Below are 20,564 nucleotides of genomic sequence, written 5' to 3' on the forward strand. Positions count from 1 at the left end.
GGTTTTTCGATCCATGCAACAACCCCTGCTCCTCGCAATAACGATTTGGGTATCAACAACGCAGGTATGACATTATTAATTACTTCTTCTTAAACATCTCGAGCATTCTTTTTGTTACTATAAATCCGCCGAAGATATTTATAGAAGCAAGCAGCGTTGCAAAATACCCTAGTAGACCGGGAAACCCAAAAGCAGAGCTACTTGCAGCAATCATAGAACTAAGAATTATAATACCTGAAACAGCGTTAGTAATAGACATAAGCGGAGTATGGAGTGCAGGCGTTACTTTCCACACAACATAATAGCCCACAAAAGAAGCTAATACAAAAATAGTTATAGCAAATACTAGCGGATCTATAGTACTTGTGTTTGTTTGCCAACTAGTATCTATTACCAAATCTTTTAATTTATCTGATAATTCTTGGGTATTATGGGCAATTTCAGCAGCCTGTTTAGCCATCGTCGGTAATTGATTCATATATTTAATTTCTCACTCACAATTTTTCCGTCTTTAGTAATCAACATCTCACGTACTAACGCATCATCCATATTAAACTTACCGTCTTGCAATGCATAGGTTAGAAAATTATACAAATTCTTAGCATATAATTTTGAGCTGTCGGTAGCAATTTTAGTAGCAAGGTTTGATAAACCTATTATGGTAACTCCGTGCTTAGTAACGATCTTATCCGGTTCTGAACCTTCCACGTTCCCACCTGTACTAGTCGCTATATCAACAATCACTGAGCCGCGCTTCATAGATTCTAGCATTTTTTCCTTAACAAGCAGAGGTGCTTTTTTTCCCGGAATTTGTGCAGTAGTAATAACTATATCATATCCTTTAATAATTTTTGCTAAAAACTCTTCTTGTTTAGCTTTATAATCTTCCGAACTCTCGTGAGCATAACCTGATTTATCTTGTAAATCCTCCTGTAATTCCGGTGAAACAAACTTAGCTCCTAAGCTTTCTACCTGCTCTTTGGTAGCAGCTCTTACATCATATCCTGCAACAATGCTACCAAGCCTTTTTGCCGTTGCAATAGCTTGAAGACCGGCAACACCGACACCAAGCACTAAAGTTTTACACGGTGAAATCGTCCCTGCTGCCGTCATCATTATAGGAAAAGCCCTTGTGTAATGATAGCTTGCTTCAATTACCGCTCTATAGCCTACTAAGTTACTTTGAGAAGATAAAGCGTCCATATTTTGAGCTTTAGCAATTCTCGGTACAAACTCCATAGCAAAAGTCGTAAGGTTTTTTTTAGCTGCCGCTTTTATATATTCATGATTTAAATAAGGTGATAATAATCCTACAATAATTGCTCCTTTTTTTGCAAATTCAAGCTCACTATATTTATCCGTAACGGATGAAGGTTGCACCTTTAATATAATATCAGCATCAGAAATAATTTCGAGTGGTACCGAAGATATTTTAGCACCTAGAGCAACATATTCTTCATCAAGAAAACCGGCATGAAGCCCTATATCTTTTTCTACCATAACCGCATAACCTTTTTTGACTAGCAATCCTGCTACTTCAGGCGTTATAACAGCTCGTGTTTCATGCTTGGCTTTTTCTTTTAAAGCAACGATTTTCATAAATACTAATTATATTTTGCATTAACTGAATACATAAGGTATTTTAAACATAATTTAAAATATAAAACAACGAAAATGAAAAAAATATTTTTTCTAATCATTATTTATCTTTTTGTGAATTCAAGCTTAGCATTGGGGGCAGATGATAAAACAGCTATTTCGGAGCTAAAAACTTATCTACGTACGATAAAATCGGTTGCGATAGATTTTACTCAAGAAGATTCGTACGGTAAAATAGTTAAAGGAAAATTACTGATCCATAGACCTTATAATTTTAGATGTAATTATTATCCTCCTTTCCCTTTAGTTATAATAGGTACTAAAAATTTCGTATCGATGTATGATTATGATATGGAGCAAGCAAGCCGTATTAATAGAAGCGAAAATACATTTAATTTTTTATTAGAAGATAATGAGCATTTTGACAAGGATTTTGTTTTTGAATTGGTAATTAACGAAAGAAATATTTCTAAAATTACTATCTATCATACTCTAACGGAAAAACGTAGCGAAATTACTTTTAATAAAGCTACTCAACAAATTGAAGCATTAAAAATATTTGAAGATAATAATATAGTCACTATTACTTTTGATAAAATAGCTAAAGTACAAAAATTTTCCGATGATTTGTTTAAATTAAAAAACCCTGAAATATTTGGTCCTCCTGAAAGATTAACAAAATCGGAAATAGAAAAAAAATATATTGTTTCTTGAAAATAAACAGGTTATGTTAATTATGCTAGTAGTGGGCATTGTACCTGTTTAGTTGGTCAGATCTGAAAGGAAGCAGCCAGAGCGGGATTCGATGGGTCATTACTAGCATTATTCTAATTTTGATGTCATTTCTACAGCAAGACGGTTCATTTTATGTCATTCCCGCGAAAGCAGGAATTCAGTAAAACACATAAAAAATAAATTTTTTATATGTTTATTTTACAAAATACGTATTTTGTAGCAATATTAAGGTTATTTTCTCTAGATTCCCGCTTTCGCGGGAATGACATAAAATGAACCGTCTTGCTGTAGAAATGACATAAAAAGTCTTATAACTATCGTGCTAGATATAAATTCATCAAATCAATATATTCCTTTTGCAAGGAAATATCGTCCTAGTAACTTTGCCGAGCTTCAGGGGCAAGAGGTATTAGTCAAAGTTTTAAGCTATACTATTTTAAACGATAGGCTCGCCGGAGGCTATCTTTTAACAGGTATTAGAGGAGTCGGTAAAACTACTTCCGCCCGAATTATTGCTAAAGCCGTAAACTGTTCTGCTTTAATTACCGAAAATACGACTATTAAAACATGCGAGGAATGTACGAATTGCATCAGCTTTAATAATCATAATCACCCTGATATAATCGAAATTGATGCGGCAAGTAAAACTAGCGTAGATGACATACGTAGAATTATAGAATCCGCCGAGTATAAGCCCCTACAAGGTAAGCATAAAATCTTCATTATTGATGAGGTGCATATGCTCTCTAAAGGGGCATTTAATGCACTTCTCAAGACACTGGAAGAACCGCCACCTCATATAATATTTATCTTTGCAACGACGGAAGTACAAAAGATACCTGCAACTATTATCTCAAGATGTCAACGTTATGATTTAAGGCGGTTGAGTTTTGAAGAGATTTTTAAGCTACTTGAATATATAACTAAGCAAGAAAATTTAAAAACCGATATAGAAGCACTAAGAATTATAGCTTACAAATCGGAAGGGTCGGCACGTGATGCAGTCTCTATTTTAGATCAAGCAGCTAGTATGTCGGCGAAATCTGACAATATAATTAGTCCTCAAGTAATTAATCAAATGCTTGGGTTTGTCGATAGTTCGGTTATAATAGAATTTGTCGAATGTATTATCCACAGAGAGACGGAAAAAGCTATAAATTTAATAAATAAACTTTACGGTTCTTCGGTTAATCTTGAGATTTTTATAGAATCGGCATCAGATTTTATTGCTTATCTTAATAAAGTAAAAATGTTACCTAATTATAGTTTGCCTATATATGAATCATTTAATGATAGAACTAAAAGCATATTAGATAAAACCAGCTTGCCGCACTTATCAATCTTATGGCAAATATATAATAAGGGAGTAGGGGAAATAAAAATTTCCTATAACCAACTAACAGAAACGGAAATGTTAGTTATAAAATCTATATATTCGACGTCGCTACCCTTGCTTACAGATTTTGACAATAATAATCAAAATTTAAATCAATCAATTAATCCGGAAATAAAAAAAAAATTTGAAATTGTAGATTTTCTTGAATATTTATATAAAAATAATGAGATAGATATATATTATTTCCTGCTCAATCATACGGAACTTAAAAATCTCAGTAATAATAGATTAGAGTTCGTAAGTCTTGAAGTTACAAGCAAAATAAAAAAACAAATAGAAGATTTGTTAGCTGCTTTTACTAATGAAAAGTTTGAGATAGTAATAATAAAAGAGCAGAACAAACAAACCTTAAAGAATCAGTTAATTGGTAAGATTGAAGCAAGTAACGATTTTGGTTTAATTAAAAAACATTTTCCAAATATAACAATTTCGGATATTTTACTTAAAAACTAAAAATATATAGGATAGAATTATGGTAAATTTTAATCAGTTTTTAAAGCAAGCCCAATCAATGCAAAAGAAAATGCAAGAAGCTCAAGAACAAATGGCAAATGCAAGATATACCGGTAAAGCCGGCGGCGGACTTGTTGAGGTTATTGCAACCGGTAAAGGCGAAGTTGAAAAGATTTCAATTGATGAATCTTTATTAAAAGCAGAAGAAAAAGAAATGCTTGAGGATTTAATTAAAGTTGCCTTTAATGATGCTAAACAAAAATGTGATGAAGATTCTCAAAATTCTTTATCAGGAGCTTTAAACGGTATGAGCTTACCACCAGGCTTTAAAATGCCGTTTTAACACGGCTCTTATGTCATTCTCTCAAAGATCATGTTGAGTGGATAGAACGTTAGTGAGCGTGGCAATCTCAGGAATTCTTCCCAAAATTGCTTCGTCAATTTACTATTGTAAATTTCCTCGCAATGACGGAAAAACTGCTCCACGCAACAACGTTTTCAGTCGCTTAGCTAATGACGATTTGGTATCCATATTTATTCACAAAATATCATCACAATAAGATGTATCTATCTCCAACATCTCGTTAAGCTCTGTTTGTGCTATCTCAGGCAAAACTTTAAGTTTCTCTTTATAATATTTGATATTCTTCATTGTTGTCATCATTATATATTTCTTTATATTTCAATAGCGTTTTATCCCTAAGAGAAGGGATAATCATATCGTTTAGTTTATCTAATTTTTCTTTTTGCTCTTCTGTTAACTCTTTTTTACCGGTTTCTAAAAAACTTTTCAAATTACGAGCATCTTGTAGATAAAGTTTAACAACATCAATATTATAATTAGTATCCAAAAGTTTTATTGATGCTTTCCAAGCTATAAATTCTATTAATTTTTCAAATGAAAATTTCTACTAAACTTTCCGTTTCTACATTCTTCTGCCAATTTATGAAAATCATCTTCACAATTTACGTCATCAGGATTAGCCTCTGTCTTAAGTAGTATTTTAACTAAATTTTCTTTACCTAGAATAGAAGCTATATGCAGAGGTGTATCATCGTGTTCATTTAGTGGTATTGCTGCAAACTCATTAGAAACAACCATCTTATTATTGACAAGTTCTTTGATCTTCTTAATGTCTTCATTGTAAATAGCATTAAACTTAGCACTTTTTGATATAAGGTCAAGAAATAATTAATAATTAACTATTTCTTAATAAAAAGGAAATTTGTAAAAAATAGACATCTTTCCAAAGCAGTTTATAGAGAGGAATTTAAAGGATACACGGAAGCACTTGCCGCTGCAGCATATATAGACATACGTGAAGATTAGGGATTAGGATCGACGTACAAATTGCCTTTAGAAGCAAGTTATGCAGGAAGTCTAATAATTCAAGATCAATAAATCCTTATCAATCCTGAAACCTTTGAAACGCTCAAGTAGCGACATACCAAGAAGCGAAATATCAAGGTCACCAAGACCTACATGTCCTTTGATGTTCTTAAATTCCGTACCGATTACTACACTATTTAAGGTTATAGGAGCGGCTTTATTTTCGCCGTTAGCTGTTAGATAAGTTCTAGTATATTTTAATTTAGTTAAGTCAAAGCCTAATTTTTGAGCATCTTCTTTAGTTAAAGCTATATCACTTGCCCCTGTATCTACCATAAATTTTATTTTAACGTTATTTACAAAAGCATTGATATAAAAATGCCCGTCTCTGCTACGGGCTACAATAATTTCTCCGACTTCAGTAGACCATTTATATGATGGAATTAAAGCAGATATTACTCTATGATAAGCGTAGTTCAGCTCAAACCTAAAAGCATAACCGGTTATTATAACTAAGAAAATTACTGCCCACATTGCTAATTGCAAACAAAATCTACGTATTTCATTTTGGCTAATAGTACTGTAAATTATACTAAATAATATTAATAATGACGCACAAAAACTCCCTATATTTTGTGGTGCTTTAAAAAATTTTGGATAATGTTGATTGATATATTTGTATAATAAACCGGTTACAATTACGGTGCTGCAAATGATAAAAATAAGTTTTATGAGTTTTTTATTCATATAATATACTACAAGTAAATAAAGAATAGGTATACGAAGTTCTATCTGAGTATATAATTTTAATCTATATAATCAAACCAAAGTCCCAGCCCATTTTTAAGTGGAAAACTACCTTCTTGGTTCACTAGAATAATAATTCCAAGTTCTTCTGACGGTATAAAGCCAATAAAAGAATTAATACCGTTAATATAGCCTGAGTGAAAAATTAAATCCTTATTTGAGCGTCCTTTTACTTTAAGAATATGCCATCCGAAAGCATAATATGACTCAATCATTTTTTGATCAATAGGCCAAATCGGTTGCCATTTAAATTCAAAAACATCTTTGTTTGATTTTACTATTTTATACATACGATCTAAAGTACTTTTAGCAATAAGATTCGATTTATAACCAAAACTAAGTGTGAATATTTCAATCATTCCATCTATCGATGCAAAAATACCGACAGATGCAGGTACCGTCTTTGGGTAATAAGGCGGAAACGGCAGCAATATTATTACCTCCTGTCCGTCTATTATTGCTTTAGAATGCGGATAAGCAAGTTGTACATTCGGCCCTAACGGTAATATTTGTATATCTTGCGTTTTAAGCGTTGTACGCAAATTATCTATTGCAGCATTTAAACTTGATTTTTTACAATTTAAAGCTTCTTCAAGTAAACTAAAAAAACTATGTTACTGTACTTATAGCATTGCCTGGGTTTACAACTAGCTTATTATTTTTTTAGCAACGTTAAAAGCTTTGAGCGATTCATTCCTTGCTCAATTTCAATATTTCCTGAGAATTGATAACCTGTTGTATGGCTTAAAATATTATTAAGACTAATAGCATTTTTTAGGTATGGTAATTTGAATTTTTCATCAAAATCTAAACTTTCTTGATCTACCATTAATGCAATTGCCGTTGCTGAAACAGCTTTTGAAACCGATGCTAAAGGAAATAAAGTTTTATCCGTAATAACTCCACTATTACCTTTCTGATTTCCAAACGTTGTTTTATAAATAACTTCACCTTTGTATAAAATTGCAATTGCTCCTCCTTGTAATTCGTCTTTTTGCAATTCAAGCTTTTTAGTTTTTGCGGTAATTCTACTCGTGTCTGTCTGTGCCAAAACTGTGTAACATTATACTAAAAATAGGATAAGCTTTTTATTCATATGGCGATATTATTTATTGATTCTATGTCATGCCTGCGAAAGCAGGAATCCAGCTTTCTAAACAAATTATATACTAAATTTTTATATGATTTTTTTTATTTTTACCATTTTTTACTGGATTCCCGCTTTCGCGGGAATGACAAAAGCTACTTTTAACCGCTATTGCCTTTTCTTTATCTTTTAATCTAATAGTAGCAAGCTCTAATAAATATTTGTCATCTAAAGCTTCAATAATTTGCTCATATAATTCAGCCGGAATTAGATAAGCAGTCGGTTTATTATGATTTAATAAGGCAACAGGCTCACCACTTGCCTTATCCAATAATGCAGTAGGGCTTTTTTTAAATTCTGATATACTAACTGCTAGATTTGCATAAATATGTTCCATTATTGACTCCAAGTAAACGAAGAAAGTTATACGAAGATCAACTTGGAAAAGAGCAAGGAGTCTGCAAGACTAGGAGCGGAGCGTATCCTTAATACGTGGCTACCTGCAAACTTATTTAGACGACGTAGCCAATTTTTAAGTTCATCGAGGATACCTATAATTAATACTAAATTAAATACTAATTATAGGCTATAATTTTATCTTTATCAAGAAAATCATATTAAATCGCCGATATTCTCTAAAAACAACCTAGCTCGATGCGATGCCGGTTTATTAAAAAAATCCTCGGCAGGCTGATTTGCTAAAATCTGTCCTTGATCTATAAAAATAACACGATCCGCTATTAATTTTGCAAACTTCAAATGGTGCGTGACCACTACCATGCTCATTTGATCTTTTAATAAATTAATATTCTCTATAACATCTTTAATATTTTCAGGATCAAGTGCCGAAGTCGGTTCGTCGAATAACAAAATTTTCGGCTTCATAATTAAAGCCCTTGCTATTGCGGTGCGTTGCTTTTGCCCTCCTGATAGGCTTGCCGGATATGAGTCAAATTTTTGCGTTAGCTTAAATTTTGCAAGCAATTCCTTTGCCATAGAAATTGCTTGTTCTTTTGGCAAATTTAAAACATTTACCGGCGTATAGATTAGGTTTTCTCCTACCGTTAAATGCGGGAATAGATTAAAATTTTGAAAAACCATACCAACTTTTAAACGAAGCTTTCTTCTATCTTTAAGCAGTAGCTTCTTTCCGTCTACCAAAAAAGTACCGCTACTTGGTTCTTCTAAATTATTTAAAATTCTAAGCATAGTAGTTTTACCACCTCCCGAAGGACCGATTATTACAGTAGTTTCCTTGGTAGTAAAACTTAAATCAATATTCTTAATTGCGTAATTCTTGCCATAACGCTTACAAACTTTTTCTAAAATAATCATAAACTAAACCGTAAATTTATAACCGTCATAAAGCGGCTTAACGTTATTTGGAAGCATTTTCGTAATCTCATGATAATCTATCGTGTGTCTAATATTGGTTAATAATATCTGCTCAGGTTTATATTTTTCACGCCATTCTAGAACTTTATCAAGCCCTGCATGATTCGGATTTGATTTATAATCCATACAATCTAATATCCATATTTTTATATCTTTTAAAAATTTATCTGATTCAGGAGGAAAATTGATTACATCGGGCGAATAAACGAAATCACCTATACGTAAGCCCAAGCTATCTATAGGACCGTGATGCTGTCTAAAAAATTGTATTTCGATAGTATTAATCTTAATTTTATCAAAAAAACTAACAGATTGAGTTGTGAACAGTCGCCCAAGCTTAAATAACTTATTGTTAAATAGATAATCAAATTTTGTATGGAGCTTTGCCGTACTATCGTGATCTGTATAGATTTTAAATGGCTTGCCTTGCATAAAAGTAAATACTCGTAAATCATCGATGCCGTTAACGTGATCGGAATGATAATGTGTTAATATAGCACAATCGAGCTTATTTATCTTTTCTCGTAATAGTTGATTTCTAATATCAAAACCGAAATCAACTAATATTTGACTATTTTCATCGTTAATATATATTGCTGATCTAGTCCTTTTATTGTACTTTGAAGAAGATGTGCAAGTACTACAATCGCACCCGATCACCGGTACGCCTATAGATGCTCCACACCCAAGTATTGTTACTTGTAACATAAATATTTAAAATAATGTTTGAAGTTTTTTATAATTTTTGCGGCTTAAATCAAGAAATATTCTTATTTTTGAATAAAATTACTAATATCGTCTTTATACCTTATTTTTTTAAAATAATTTCGTTTTGTTTTAATATCGCTAATTTCGCCTTAATATATATTTTATACTGTATATATTTTTATATTCAATTAAAGAAAACCAAAAATGATAAGAAGCGGCAAAATAAATTCTGGCACAATTATAATAAGTTAATTGAAATCGGTATAATATACGGGGTATTCGGTTTAATTTTTACCGCTCTTAAATTTTCAGTTAATTTCCCTCGCCCTTATTGCAGTCTTCCTGTAGATAGTTTCATGACCATAATAAATACTGCAAACGAAAGATGCTTTTCAAGCTTTCCAAGCAGCCACGCAGCTCTTAGCGTATTAGTAACGTATTTTGCTTGGAATTATATAAAATTACCATTAAAAATCTTAATGATTTGTGTTATTATGCTCGTGTCTTTATCTCGCATAAGCCTTGCTATGCATTACCCAAGTGATATAATCTACGGCATTATTATTGCATTTATAACAATACTGATAGGTAAGTTAATTTATCGCATCTTTGCAAATCATATAATAAGAAAGATCGGGGATTTTCTATTAATGAGGCAGTAATCAAGAAAAAACATATAAAAAACTTGCTTTTTAATCTTGAAAGTTTTTAATATGCGCGCTACAATGTAGCTACATTATTGAAAGAAGATTTTTATGTCTGCTGATTCTATTGTGCGAGCCCGTATTAATGAAGACGTGAAAGAAGAAGCAGCTTTAGTGCTTGCTGCTATGGGACTTACTTTATCTGATGCTATTCGTATGCTGTTATTTCGTGTTGCTCGTGAAAAAGCATTGCCGTTTGAGCCACTTATCCCAAATGATGAAACAATTAAAGCTATGAAAGCTGCAAGAAGCGGCAAATTAGTTCATGTTGGTAATATCAATAATTTGTTATCTGATTTAAATGAGAACGATTAAACGTACTGCACAGTTTAAACGTGAAAAACGTAGAAAACATGGAATAAATTTGGGTGATATTTTACTGAAAGCAGTTAGGTACTTGGCTGCTGATATAACATGACCTATACATATGAGAGATCATGCCCTTATAGGTAATTGGAAAGATTTTAGAGATTGTCATATTAAACCGGATTTAGTATTAATTTATAGAAAACCTGATGCTGAAACATTGGAGTTAATACGATTAGGTTCACACAGTGCACTTGGTTTTTAATTATTTTGAAATGAACCGGGAACGAGTTCCCACAAAACCCATCTAACCATCCATAGTACTGGACAGTTTTTGAAAAGCGTTTGATGTCGCTCCTAGCTAAAAACGAGAATGACATCAAAAAACCAAACAAACATTATGCTACTATACCGAAAATACTTTATAAAAAATATCTTACCGCTGCTTATAGTCGTTACTTTTTCAGTGACTAGTATAGTATGGATAACGCAAATATTAAAACTTTTATATTTATTTGATAAAGGTATAAAAGTTATGGACTTCTTCAGTTTAATAGTTTTAGTACTTCCTACTTTATTATTTATTCTGTTACCGGTAATAATGGTTATTACCGTGATCTATATCTATAATAATTTAAAAGTCGAGCGACAATTAATTATATTACAAGCTTCAGGAGTTAATAATGTACAGCTAGCACTACCTGCTTTATATGTCGCATTAATAGTTATGCTACTTGCTTATTATATATCTTCTATCATCCTGCCGTTATCTCATATAAACTTAAAATCACGTTTAAACTTTATAAAGAATAATTATATCTCAAGTATGATTGAAGAGAAAACTTTTAATAAAGTAACGAAAGATATCACTGTTTTTATAGATAAAAAATCAGCAGGAAATATTATGAACGGCGTAATAATATTTGATAATCGCAACGCTGATAATCCATCAGTAGTATTTGCGGGTTCAGGTACTCTTAATATATATGATAATAGCCCAATTTTTGAACTTAATAAAGGCATAAGACAAGAATATGACGTAAACGGTAATTTAACTCAGTTAACTTTCGATTCTTTAATGATAAAACTGCAAAATGATAATCCTTTAGTATCGCAAAGAACTAAACATAATAAAGAAGCAAACGAATATTATATAAGCGAATTACTTGCCCCTCCTCATGATTTAGCTATTACTAAAAAAATTAAATTAATTGCTGAAGCACATCAAAGAATAATTTGGCCTTTATACAATTTTGTATTACCTTTTGTAGCACTTGCAGTTTTTTTGAGATATCCTTATAGCAAAAAAACAACTTTTATGCCGGTATTATTTTCTGCCTTAACAGTATTGCTAGTTACTTCAATTCATTTTACATTACAAAATTTTGCTTCAAAAAATCTAGATTTTATTTTTGCTTGTTATTTCAATTTGGTTATTGCTTTAACGATCGGATTATATTTATTTGTACGTAAAAGAATATAAATTTATTAGACTACTTTATTCCAAGCTCCACGAGGATTTTGAGTAAAACAATCTATTTTGTTTTCCTGTTCGGTAAATTTATTTATTTTAACTGTTAATTCTTTTAAATCTTCCGGTAAATCGGTTATTATAATTATCCTTTTGAAAACTCTTATATACTCTTTTGCTTGTAAAATTTTTCCTATATCTGTAGGCGAAATAATAACAAGCACACTAGCATTATTAGGATTTTGTAACTCATCGGTAATATAAATCGGCTGTTTTTCAGGCTGCGGATCAAGTTTACTACCGTGAGGTATAAATTGCTTACGTGAATAAGTCCAAAGATTTTTATTGAGCATTTCTTGTTGATCTGCATCTGCAGTTAATATCACGCTTTTAAGATCAGAGTAATAGCATTTTTCTATCAGAAGCAATATCGATTTTAGAAGCAATTCATCGCTTGTTTGATAAATACTAAATTGCTGCATAAAAATTTTATGTTATTTTTTATGAAAAAATTTAAGTGGTACGGATGAAGGGACTTGAACCCCCACGCCTCGCGGCACAAGAACCTAAATCTTGCATGTCTACCAGTTCCATCACATCCGCGTATGGTAATGCCATTTCTGTAAAAGGATGGCCTTGTTGTATGGATTCTATGTCATTCCTGCCTCTGCGGGAATGACATCAAAGTATTTCCATCAAAAAGTTATAATACACATCATATAATTTTTGTAAATCGCTAATTTTTGTGTATTCGTTTATTTTATGCGCCGTTTCGGATAATAAACCAAACTCTACTAACGGACAATAATTTTTGACGAATCTTGCATCCGACGTACCGCCGCTTGTAGAGAATTCAGGTTTTATTTTAAGCGTATGCTCTACTACTTTAGCAAATTCTTTTATTTTATCGCTAGGGTTCTGAATAAAACTTTCAGCAGAACTACTATATTCTAACTTATAATCTACTTTATATTCTTTACAATGCTGTTTAATAATTTCTTCTACCTGTTTTGCTAAAGTTTCTGCACTATGTAAATTATTAAAACGTATATTGAAAGATGCTTCCGTACTTGCCGGAATTACGTTTGAAGTATTATTACTGACCTCGATATTCGTTACTTCAAGATTTGAACGTTGAAAAAATTCAGTACCTTCATCAAGTTTTATATTTGTTAACTCATTCAATATTATTATTAAGCAAGGCAATGGGTTATTTGCTTTATGAGGATAAGCTACATGCCCGCTTAAGCCTTCTATATTTAATTTAAAGTTAACACTTCCTCTTCTGCCAATCTTAATTGCATCGCCTATTTCTTTTTCACAAGTAGGTTCACCGACAATAGCAAAATTTATCTTATATCCTTGATCATAAATATATTGCAGCATTTCTTTAGTACCATGCTTTGCTTTTCCCTCTTCATCACTAGTAAGTAAGAAACTAATGGAACCTTTAAAATCGGTATTATTTTTTATAAAATCTAAACTGGCAGCTAGAAAGCACGCTATAGCCCCTTTCATATCCACCGCACCTCTGCCATATATCTTACCGTCTTGCTGGCTAGCTTTAAATGGACTCGCATTATGCCAAAGCTCATGATTGCCTGCCAGCACTACATCTACATGACCAACAAAGCAAATATTAGGTTCATTGCTACCGAAAACAGCATAAAGATTAGTGACTTGCTCGCTTTTAGAATCACCGAATATTTTTATTTCGGTCTTAAAGCCATGCTGTTTAAGCAAATCATCAATATACTCAATAGCCCCATCGCTCTTAGGAGTTACAGACTTAAAACCAATCAAATCTTTTAAGTAGTTAATGTACATCAATTATTGCCAAAGAGAATCTAATGTGGTTTTTAGTTTGTTTTCAAATTGTTTTATATAGTTTTTAAGGTTATCAATCTCACTTTGATTATTATCAAGTTCTGTTACTATTTTTTGCTGTTCTTCAAGAGGCGGGATAGGAATTTATAAATCCTCTAAATCTTTCAAATAAACGTGAGGTTGACCTGATCCAGCTTGCTTTTGATATATTATATTTTGCTGAGATTTTAAAATATAATATAGATATTTAGTTAACAATAGTTTTTCATTAATTGAATAGATTACGTTACAATCTGAAGCCCACATTGGCGAATTATGATACCAAATATATCCAGCATATGCTCCCGATGAAGAAATAGTGATTATGTTACCGTTAAAATTATATTGATTATGTGAATAAGGACTAACCCGACCAGCTGCTATTACTGGAATATCCCCCTTAATTGCAGTATTAATGTTAATCATTTTACCTTTTTTACCTACTATTAATGTTGTATACTCCTTATTCTCAAGAGATAAAATATTACTTTTTAATTTATTGATAACGATATCGCCAAATTTAACAATTTCCCATTGTTTATTTATTTCAAAATAAGGATGCCAATTATCTATTATCTGTTTTGCCCCCTCTGCTATTCAATTCTTCAATAATTTCCTGTTGTTTTTCTAGAGATGGAAGAGGAATATAAATTGAGTTTATATGTTCTCTATTTAAACCAGGCTGAGCACTTTTATTATAAGCTAAGTTCTTAATTTGATTTTGAATTATATCGCTATTTAAACAATAAAATAAATAAGATTGATGTATAATATTCAGTTTCCCTCTAAAAATATAAACATGTTCATTAACCATTACTTCTATTTGCGGTAAAATTTTATCATCTACAAAACACACTTTACCCTTTAATGCTCCATCTTTACACATTAAAATATCATTGTTTTTCACCAATCCTTTTTTAGATATTTGATAAAAATCGAGATCTATAAAAGGAATTTTAGATAAATTTAATTTTCCATCCTCGCCTGTTTAAATCATTTATACCGACAATTTTTCTTTTTTTATTGTCTAGAGTAACGCCAATATTCTTAACCTCATAAAACCAATATTCTTTTTGATTATTCGGTTTATGTGCATCGATAAAATAAAGTATTGACGTTTTTACTCCTGTATAAGGTAAAAAAGTACCTTGCGGTAGAGAGATAACGAGTTGCAGCTTTGCTTTTGATAGTAAAAATTGACGAATAGCAGCAGAGGAGTTATATGATTTTCTGTTATAGTTTTGCCGTTTTTGCTAGTTTTTTTAGTGATAGTTTAAGAAAATAGCAATTAGTAACAATTACATCAAACTTTAACTGCTGATCAGTTAAGGGTTTAACATCATTAGGATTCTCAAGACTATTTATTTGCTGAATTCCGCTATATCCGTCACCATGCAAAATCATATTCATCTTAGCGATTCTAGCGGTTTTGGTTAACTCTCGCCCATATAATGTATTAAATCTTAATTTTTCTAAATCTTCATCGGTATTAATTATATTATTTTCTTTGATATAATTAAAAGCTTCAGTTAAGAACCCACCGATACCGCAAAAAGGATCATAAATTGTTTCTTTAAATTTAGGATCAACCAAATTAATAATGGTTTTAACGATATTTCTCGGTGTAAAATATTCACCTAAATCATTTTCCGTTGATGTAGTTTTTTCTAAGAAATACTCGAATGCATCGCCTTTTATATCTGTATCTATCGTAGATAAAATAAGAGGATCAATTTCATCGATAATGTGGCGGAGAGTAATGGAATTGCCTAGAGAAATAGGCGTAAAAACATCACCACCGTATTTATTCTTAATTTGTTCTATAACATAGCTATTATAATGTAACCGATAATATCATCGTTTGATTGTGCTTTGATATTATTCCACCAAGATTTTTCGTTGTTTTCGCTTAATAATTTTAAGAATAATATATTTGCAAATTTGCTAAATCTTTCTATTTCTGCTCGGAGCCCTTCACTTCTTAAAAGATTATTCAAGTTTTTAAATATCGATATTAATTCTTCACGTGATACTTTAATTTCTTTCGAGTCCAAGCTTCATTACTGCTTGCTTCTAAAAAAGCTAATAATTCTTTTTCATGTAGTAATTCCCTTACTTCATCACTGTTTAATATAAGCTCTTTATTATTAGCAACAAAACGAGCTTCGCAGTAAGCTCCATTCATTGCGAACACTATAGGTACATAAAGCAATTTTGCATATTCCGTTGCTTGATCTAAAGCTTGCCTTAAATCCACTCCTGTTTTTTTGCTTCTATTATTGCAATTGATAATCCATTCGGTTTGCTATTCTGCTAACATAAGAATTGCTTAGATATTTTTTTTGTAATTAATAATTATATCTTCTTACACTTATTATACAAGCTTATAAAAGTACAAAAAACAACTTTTTATCTCACTAAAAAATAAATTATTGCTTTTGACTTTCTTAATGAATTTAAATAACTTATTATTATGAGCTTGTTATAACTAATATTAAAATCATGAGTATAAATAACCAGTTAAGAGCATTAATTAAATCAGGTACTTTTGTCGATATATTATTAATTATTGCTTTTACCTTAGCAATAATTGTCAGCAATAACATTTTCCTAACAAAATATTATTCTTCTTTTATTTACAGTAAATTTTCTTTAACAATAGGAAATGTAAGTTTACAAACAACTTTTATAGAGTTAGTTAATGACGGTCTCATGACTTCCTTCTTTTTATTAATAGGTTTAGAGATGAAATTTCACCTAGTAGAAGATGAACATAAAAATAAAAAAACTAATATTACCTGTGGCAGCAGCCCTTGGAGGTGTGGTAATTCCTGTCTTAATATACATGTTTTTTAATTACGATAAACCGGGATTAATAAAAGGATGAGCTATTCCTATCGCAACTGATACTGCTTTTGTCCTTGGTATTTTATCTTTTTTCAGCTGACATATATCTTTGGAATTACGAGTTTTTATTATAGGTTTCTCATTAATTGACGATGCTTTTGCGTTAATTATACTAGCCTTGTTTTATACTAAAACAATCAATACTCCGGCATTATTAATTTCCTCTATAATTATATTCATCTTGTTTATATTGAATTATCGACAAGTTAAACAACTATTTTATTATATAATTGTAGGTTTATTATTATGGATTAGTACGGTGGAGTCTAGGTATTAACGGTACTTTATTCGGAGCCATTATAGCACTTTTTATACCTGTTAATATAAAAGGAGAATTTAACACTTCTTTTAAAAAACTTGAAAACTTAACTCGTCCTTTTGTAAATTACTTTATTTTACCGCTTTTTGTATTTATGAATTCCGGTATCCTTTTAGAATATTTTGCATTTAAAGGCACTTGTTCCAACTCAATACTTGCTTTAACTTATGGGATAATATTTGGTTTATTTGTAGGTAAGCAATTAGGTATTATGCTATTTTCATATCCATTTGTAAAATTTAAACTCTGTAATTTACCAAGTGATACTTCATGGTTAAAATTTTATTCTATAGCTATACTTGGAGGGATTGGATTTACCCTAAGTTTATTTATAGGTAGTATTACGTTTGAGAGCAGCTGCCCTTCAAACTCTATGAGAGCTGCAGTAATAATAGGCTCTTTAATTTCTGCATTATTTGGCGTAGCCGTTCTAAAATATTGTACTGGAAAAGAGTAAAGGAGCAAATTAAACGAGTATACTCATTAAATAACGATGATAGGATTTTAATAACACATCATATTTTTGTTTGGAAAAAACAGGGTATGGTACTATATAGATATTATTAGAAGAAGGAATCACTTTTTCAAGCTTATTTAGCATAAAAGGCATATTATAATTATGCTCTACTAAAATTATTGAAGTAAGATTGTAAGTTACAATAAAATCAACCGCTTTTTTAATATTATCTTCTTCAGACATTATTTTATTCGGAGCAAGTATTACCTGCTGTTCTATAACATTACGTTCCTTTAACAAATTTTTTAATTGCTCTGTAGATTCTATACCAGTAATAAATAATATAGGTGCATAGCCTGCCTTAAGCCAAGCAATACCGGTTTCAATTTTATGTCCTCCTCCTGCAAATACTATTATTGCATTAGTGGTATTACTATTAAACTTATAAGAATTTATTAAATATAAATAATAACCAAAACCACCGACCCAAAGAGCAAAAATTGTGAGTAAAAATTTTCTGATCATTTAAATATTTTATTAAATTCAGTTTGAATAATTTTATCAAATTCAGACATTTCAACATGAATCCCTAACTGATTTAAAGATGTTACTAAAGAATTTTCAAGTCCACAAGGAATAATCCCACTAAACTTACTTAAATCTGTTGAAATATTTATAGCTACACCGTGATATGTAACCCATTTTCTTACTCTAACGCCTATTGCAGCAATTTTAGCAAATTCATCTTTCCTTACTTTTACCCAAATTCCTACTTTATCTTTAATAAGATATGCTTTAATTCCAAAATAATTTAAGCTATTTATAATCCATTCTTCAAGCATTTTTATATATAGCTTTAAATCTTTGTGTCGATTTGGTGAAGCTAAATTAAGAATTGGATAAATAACACGCTGACCCGGTCCATGAAAAGTAAATTTACCGCCACGTCCTGTGTAAATTACCGGAATATCACCGTAATTTAATAATTCTTCTTGTTTATAATTAGTACCGGCTGTATATACTTCCGAATGCTCAACTAAATAAATAATTTCCGGCTCATGATCACTAATTACTTTGTTAACGTAATCTTCCATTAATTTCAAAGTAACTTGATAATCCGCAAAATCCGGTATAGTTATAAATCTTATCATATTAATTCAGATTTATATTTCAATATTAATGCATCTAAAATTGCTATGGTTTCAGCATCCAAATCGCCGGAAAAATTACTAGGACGAAAATGCATTTGAAACGAAATTATAATATCTTTCATTTTAGAGTCTAAAATTCCGGTAACTTCAAGTTTATAACCGTATGTAATAAATTTTTGCTGAATTGCTGCAATATCGGTTATGTCGACTTGCAGCAATAGATCGTTAAACACCTGTTCATCATACCAAGCTCCAATATCGTTATCATATAATAGTTTCCAAGGAAATAGCGGGCCAGGGTCCTGTTTTCTACCTGGAGCAATATCAGAATGCCCAACCACTCTAGTAGGTTTAATATCATATCTAGCAATAATCTGTTTACACAAACTTATAACACTATTAATTTGCCTTTCCGAATAGGGTAGCCAAACTATATCATTGTTTTTTGCATTTACTTCAAAAGCAGGATTTACGATTTCAATACCGATTGATGTATCATTAATACGCTCATAACCTTGCCAGTAACTTACTCCAGCATGCCATGCTCTATCACGCTCTTCTACTAATTGAAATATATGTTCAGGGTTTTCATTGTTTATTAAATAATGGCTACTTAACTTTTCACTGGTTAGAAAATCTAAAGACTGCTTAAAATCACACTGTGTATAATGTAGCACTAGGAATTTAATACGTTTATCAAATCCCACAGCTCTATAAGATGTTTTATCGATTACTATCATATATAAAAATTTTAAAGGATGTCACTATTGTATGTTTTTTTATATAATTCTTATAAAAGCTTGCTTGCATGAATCGGTAAATCATCATTGCGAGAAGAATTACGCAGTAATTCGACGAAGCAATCTCAGGAGTTTGTTATTATTTCATGAGATTGCCACGCATCCTACGGCTGCTTGCAATGATGATTTGGTATCTATATAAAGATAGTCTCAGTATAACAAGAAAAATTTTAATGGTGCCGGATATCGGATTTGAACTGATGACCTACCGCTTACAAGGCGGTTGCTCTACCACTGAGCTAATCCGGCATATTAATATGATTATAGAGAAGAGATATGTGCTGTCATACCGTGGCTTGACCACGATATCTAGAAAAATAACTTGTAACAGTCAAATTTACTAAATCCTGCAATCAAATAGCGGGATAAACAGGGGCTGAATTGATCCACACAGTCAATGCCGCTCGCAATGACGAAAATACACTATAAACTAAGCTTCTTTAGCTTCCTTTTTACTTAGTCTAGCTTTGCGGTTTTTTGCTTTCACTTCCATTTCCTTTTTAACTTTCTCAGGAAGAGTAACACCCGCTTGCTCAATAAATTTTGCGACTCGCTCAGTTGGTTTAGCACCAGTGCCAAGCCAATATTCTATACGATCTTTTTTTAAAACAACACGCTCACTATTATCTGAAGCAAGCATTGGATCATAAGTTCCGACTTTTTCTAAAAAGTCACCGTCACGAGGTGCTGTTGCGTTAGCTACTACTACACGGTAAAAAGGACGCTTTTTAGCGCCGCCTCTAGCTAAACGAATTTTTACTGCCATATATTACTTACAATTATTTTATTTTTTCTTCTTTAAAAAGAACATGTTTTCTAACTACTTTATCATACTTACGAAAAGAAAGCTTCTCGGTTTGAGTCTTCGGATTACGTTTCTTTACCCAAAAAACACCTGTGCCGGCAGTACTTACTAGCCTTACCAAAACATTTTTATTTTTCTTTGCCATTAGCTGACACCTTAAATCAAGATATTATTTTATTATTCTAAGAAAAGCAGAATAAAATGAAATTGAAAAATAGTCAAGTAAAAACTAGGCATTGCAAAATAAAGAGAGATAAGTCATTGCGAG

31 protein-coding genes, 2 tRNA genes, 1 other RNA gene and 2 pseudogenes are annotated in these 20,564 nt (G+C 31.3%); 11 read left to right on the top strand and 25 right to left on the bottom strand.

What is annotated here, in order from left to right:
* Positions 1–79 precede the first annotated feature (79 nt).
* The gene (locus RGRA_RS0100170; protein ID WP_017442759.1) at positions 80–478 is read right to left on the bottom strand and encodes an NAD(P) transhydrogenase subunit alpha part 2; all 399 of its coding nucleotides are present in this window, start codon (positions 476–478) and stop codon (positions 80–82) included.
* Positions 475–1,599: an NAD(P) transhydrogenase subunit alpha gene (locus RGRA_RS0100175; protein ID WP_017442760.1), complete on the bottom strand. Its 1,125-nt coding sequence runs from the start codon at positions 1,597–1,599 to the stop codon at positions 475–477. Before RGRA_RS0100175 ends, RGRA_RS0100170 begins: the two co-directional genes overlap by 4 nt.
* Positions 1,600–1,674: 75 nt before the next feature.
* On the opposite strand from RGRA_RS0100175, the gene RGRA_RS0100180 reads away from it, so the two are divergent.
* The 4 genes from RGRA_RS0100180 (at position 1,675) to RGRA_RS0100190 (ending at position 4,526) form a co-directional block, all read left to right on the top strand.
* Positions 1,675–2,313: an outer-membrane lipoprotein carrier protein LolA gene (locus RGRA_RS0100180; protein WP_017442761.1), complete on the top strand. Its 639-nt coding sequence runs from the start codon at positions 1,675–1,677 to the stop codon at positions 2,311–2,313.
* 20 nt (positions 2,314–2,333) lie between these two features.
* Positions 2,334–2,427, top strand: an RNA gene (gene ffs, locus RGRA_RS09875) — signal recognition particle sRNA small type.
* A gap of 226 nt (positions 2,428–2,653) precedes the next feature.
* Entirely contained in the window at positions 2,654–4,183 is a 1,530-nt protein-coding gene (gene dnaX, locus RGRA_RS0100185; protein ID WP_024547198.1) for a DNA polymerase III subunit gamma/tau, read from the top strand.
* A gap of 19 nt (positions 4,184–4,202) precedes the next feature.
* Positions 4,203–4,526 (top strand): YbaB/EbfC family nucleoid-associated protein, encoded by a 324-nt coding sequence (locus RGRA_RS0100190; protein ID WP_014391653.1) that lies wholly within the window; start codon positions 4,203–4,205, stop codon positions 4,524–4,526.
* A gap of 286 nt (positions 4,527–4,812) precedes the next feature.
* On the opposite strand, the gene RGRA_RS0100200 is transcribed toward RGRA_RS0100190, so the two are convergent.
* The 8 genes and pseudogenes from RGRA_RS0100200 to RGRA_RS0100240 all read right to left on the bottom strand — a co-directional run bounded on the left by RGRA_RS0100200 (position 4,813) and on the right by RGRA_RS0100240 (position 9,510).
* On the bottom strand, positions 4,813–5,034 hold the full coding sequence (locus tag RGRA_RS0100200) for a hypothetical protein (RefSeq protein ID WP_017442763.1): 222 nt from the start codon (positions 5,032–5,034) through the stop codon (positions 4,813–4,815).
* A gap of 35 nt (positions 5,035–5,069) precedes the next feature.
* A complete protein-coding gene (locus RGRA_RS0100205) occupies positions 5,070–5,360 on the bottom strand; it encodes an ankyrin repeat domain-containing protein (protein WP_408005769.1) in 291 nt (96 codons plus the stop codon).
* 204 nt (positions 5,361–5,564) lie between these two features.
* On the bottom strand, positions 5,565–6,260 hold the full coding sequence (locus tag RGRA_RS0100210; protein WP_017442765.1) for a TIGR02281 family clan AA aspartic protease: 696 nt from the start codon (positions 6,258–6,260) through the stop codon (positions 5,565–5,567).
* Between the two features lie 59 nt (positions 6,261–6,319).
* Positions 6,320–6,862 (bottom strand): serine hydrolase, encoded by a 543-nt coding sequence (locus RGRA_RS09885; RefSeq protein WP_017442766.1) that lies wholly within the window; start codon positions 6,860–6,862, stop codon positions 6,320–6,322.
* 113 nt (positions 6,863–6,975) lie between these two features.
* A complete protein-coding gene (locus RGRA_RS08120; protein WP_236609738.1) occupies positions 6,976–7,371 on the bottom strand; it encodes a serine hydrolase in 396 nt (131 codons plus the stop codon).
* Positions 7,372–7,570: 199 nt separating this feature from the next.
* Positions 7,571–7,804: pseudogene (locus tag RGRA_RS0100230) on the bottom strand (type II toxin-antitoxin system Phd/YefM family antitoxin); the annotation flags it as partial.
* 215 nt (positions 7,805–8,019) lie between these two features.
* The gene (locus RGRA_RS0100235; RefSeq protein ID WP_017442767.1) at positions 8,020–8,742 is read right to left on the bottom strand and encodes an amino acid ABC transporter ATP-binding protein; all 723 of its coding nucleotides are present in this window, start codon (positions 8,740–8,742) and stop codon (positions 8,020–8,022) included.
* A 3-nt stretch (positions 8,743–8,745) separates the two neighbouring features.
* Positions 8,746–9,510: an MBL fold metallo-hydrolase gene (locus tag RGRA_RS0100240; protein ID WP_017442768.1), complete on the bottom strand. Its 765-nt coding sequence runs from the start codon at positions 9,508–9,510 to the stop codon at positions 8,746–8,748.
* A gap of 14 nt (positions 9,511–9,524) precedes the next feature.
* Here RGRA_RS0100240 and RGRA_RS0100245 point away from each other — a divergent pair, with 14 nt between their 5' ends.
* The 4 genes from RGRA_RS0100245 (at position 9,525) to RGRA_RS0100260 (ending at position 12,003) form a co-directional block, all read left to right on the top strand.
* Entirely contained in the window at positions 9,525–10,172 is a 648-nt protein-coding gene (locus RGRA_RS0100245; protein ID WP_017442769.1) for a phosphatase PAP2 family protein, read from the top strand.
* A 93-nt stretch (positions 10,173–10,265) separates the two neighbouring features.
* Positions 10,266–10,529 (top strand): type II toxin-antitoxin system RelB/DinJ family antitoxin, encoded by a 264-nt coding sequence (locus tag RGRA_RS0100250; protein ID WP_017442770.1) that lies wholly within the window; start codon positions 10,266–10,268, stop codon positions 10,527–10,529.
* A gap of 112 nt (positions 10,530–10,641) precedes the next feature.
* Complete coding sequence (locus RGRA_RS14785; RefSeq protein ID WP_024547201.1) at positions 10,642–10,785, top strand: type II toxin-antitoxin system YafQ family toxin; 144 nt, start codon at positions 10,642–10,644, stop codon at positions 10,783–10,785.
* Positions 10,786–10,920: 135 nt separating this feature from the next.
* On the top strand, positions 10,921–12,003 hold the full coding sequence (locus RGRA_RS0100260) for an LptF/LptG family permease (protein ID WP_024547202.1): 1,083 nt from the start codon (positions 10,921–10,923) through the stop codon (positions 12,001–12,003).
* 5 nt (positions 12,004–12,008) lie between these two features.
* Here RGRA_RS0100260 and RGRA_RS0100265 read toward each other — a convergent pair whose 3' ends face one another.
* The 7 genes from RGRA_RS0100265 to RGRA_RS12885 form a co-directional block, all read right to left on the bottom strand.
* Complete coding sequence (locus RGRA_RS0100265) at positions 12,009–12,473, bottom strand: DNA polymerase III subunit chi (protein WP_017442773.1); 465 nt, start codon at positions 12,471–12,473, stop codon at positions 12,009–12,011.
* Positions 12,474–12,509: 36 nt separating this feature from the next.
* Positions 12,510–12,594 (bottom strand) — tRNA-Leu (locus RGRA_RS0100270).
* 78 nt (positions 12,595–12,672) lie between these two features.
* Positions 12,673–13,818 (bottom strand): succinyl-diaminopimelate desuccinylase, encoded by a 1,146-nt coding sequence (gene dapE / locus RGRA_RS0100275; protein ID WP_017442774.1) that lies wholly within the window; start codon positions 13,816–13,818, stop codon positions 12,673–12,675.
* 144 nt (positions 13,819–13,962) lie between these two features.
* Complete coding sequence (locus RGRA_RS12875) at positions 13,963–14,283, bottom strand: restriction endonuclease subunit S (RefSeq protein WP_017442775.1); 321 nt, start codon at positions 14,281–14,283, stop codon at positions 13,963–13,965.
* 139 nt (positions 14,284–14,422) lie between these two features.
* Positions 14,423–14,764, bottom strand: coding sequence for a restriction endonuclease subunit S (locus tag RGRA_RS09890; protein ID WP_024547203.1), 342 nt, complete (start codon positions 14,762–14,764; stop codon positions 14,423–14,425).
* A 49-nt stretch (positions 14,765–14,813) separates the two neighbouring features.
* Positions 14,814–15,062 (bottom strand): N-6 DNA methylase, encoded by a 249-nt coding sequence (locus RGRA_RS12880; RefSeq protein ID WP_157668006.1) that lies wholly within the window; start codon positions 15,060–15,062, stop codon positions 14,814–14,816.
* Between the two features lie 28 nt (positions 15,063–15,090).
* Entirely contained in the window at positions 15,091–15,567 is a 477-nt protein-coding gene (locus RGRA_RS12885) for an HsdM family class I SAM-dependent methyltransferase (RefSeq protein WP_330216854.1), read from the bottom strand.
* Between RGRA_RS12885 and RGRA_RS12890 the strand changes: the two genes are divergently transcribed.
* The gene (locus tag RGRA_RS12890; protein WP_017442777.1) at positions 15,458–15,688 is read left to right on the top strand and encodes a hypothetical protein; all 231 of its coding nucleotides are present in this window, start codon (positions 15,458–15,460) and stop codon (positions 15,686–15,688) included. The genes RGRA_RS12885 and RGRA_RS12890 overlap by 110 nt on opposite strands.
* Here RGRA_RS12890 and RGRA_RS12895 read toward each other — a convergent pair.
* Entirely contained in the window at positions 15,678–15,854 is a 177-nt protein-coding gene (locus tag RGRA_RS12895; protein ID WP_236609739.1) for a hypothetical protein, read from the bottom strand. The two genes, RGRA_RS12890 and RGRA_RS12895, sit on opposite strands and share 11 nt — an antisense overlap.
* Before the next feature lie 17 nt (positions 15,855–15,871).
* Entirely contained in the window at positions 15,872–16,114 is a 243-nt protein-coding gene (locus RGRA_RS12900; protein WP_024547204.1) for a hypothetical protein, read from the bottom strand.
* 245 nt (positions 16,115–16,359) lie between these two features.
* On the opposite strand from RGRA_RS12900, the pseudogene RGRA_RS14010 reads away from it, so the two are divergent.
* Together RGRA_RS14010 and RGRA_RS14015 are read left to right on the top strand one after the other, a co-directional pair.
* Positions 16,360–17,041: pseudogene (locus RGRA_RS14010) on the top strand (Na+/H+ antiporter NhaA).
* 46 nt (positions 17,042–17,087) lie between these two features.
* Positions 17,088–17,540 carry a Na+/H+ antiporter NhaA gene (locus RGRA_RS14015; protein ID WP_269077342.1) on the top strand — a complete coding sequence of 151 codons (453 nt, stop codon included), beginning with the start codon at positions 17,088–17,090 and terminating at the stop codon, positions 17,538–17,540.
* Positions 17,541–17,549: 9 nt separating this feature from the next.
* Here the strand turns inward: RGRA_RS14015 and RGRA_RS0100315 are convergent, their stop codons facing one another.
* The 6 genes from RGRA_RS0100315 to rpmG all read right to left on the bottom strand — a co-directional run bounded on the left by RGRA_RS0100315 (position 17,550) and on the right by rpmG (position 20,441).
* On the bottom strand, positions 17,550–18,065 hold the full coding sequence (locus tag RGRA_RS0100315; protein ID WP_017442779.1) for a YdcF family protein: 516 nt from the start codon (positions 18,063–18,065) through the stop codon (positions 17,550–17,552).
* Entirely contained in the window at positions 18,062–18,691 is a 630-nt protein-coding gene (gene lipB / locus RGRA_RS0100320; RefSeq protein ID WP_017442780.1) for a lipoyl(octanoyl) transferase LipB, read from the bottom strand. The genes RGRA_RS0100315 and lipB overlap by 4 nt, the downstream gene beginning before the upstream one ends.
* Positions 18,688–19,431 carry an N-acetylmuramoyl-L-alanine amidase gene (locus tag RGRA_RS0100325; RefSeq protein WP_017442781.1) on the bottom strand — a complete coding sequence of 248 codons (744 nt, stop codon included), beginning with the start codon at positions 19,429–19,431 and terminating at the stop codon, positions 18,688–18,690. Before RGRA_RS0100325 ends, lipB begins: the two co-directional genes overlap by 4 nt.
* A gap of 234 nt (positions 19,432–19,665) precedes the next feature.
* Positions 19,666–19,740: transfer RNA gene (locus tag RGRA_RS0100330), tRNA-Thr, on the bottom strand.
* 181 nt (positions 19,741–19,921) lie between these two features.
* Positions 19,922–20,257, bottom strand: coding sequence for a 30S ribosomal protein S16 (gene rpsP, locus RGRA_RS0100335; RefSeq protein WP_004997078.1), 336 nt, complete (start codon positions 20,255–20,257; stop codon positions 19,922–19,924).
* A gap of 13 nt (positions 20,258–20,270) precedes the next feature.
* Complete coding sequence (gene rpmG, locus RGRA_RS0100340; protein WP_004997072.1) at positions 20,271–20,441, bottom strand: 50S ribosomal protein L33; 171 nt, start codon at positions 20,439–20,441, stop codon at positions 20,271–20,273.
* Between the last annotated feature and the right edge of the window lie 123 nt (positions 20,442–20,564).

It is taken from the genome of Rickettsia gravesii BWI-1 (genome assembly GCF_000485845.1).
In the GTDB taxonomy this organism is placed as follows: Bacteria; Pseudomonadota; Alphaproteobacteria; order Rickettsiales; family Rickettsiaceae; genus Rickettsia; species Rickettsia rickettsii.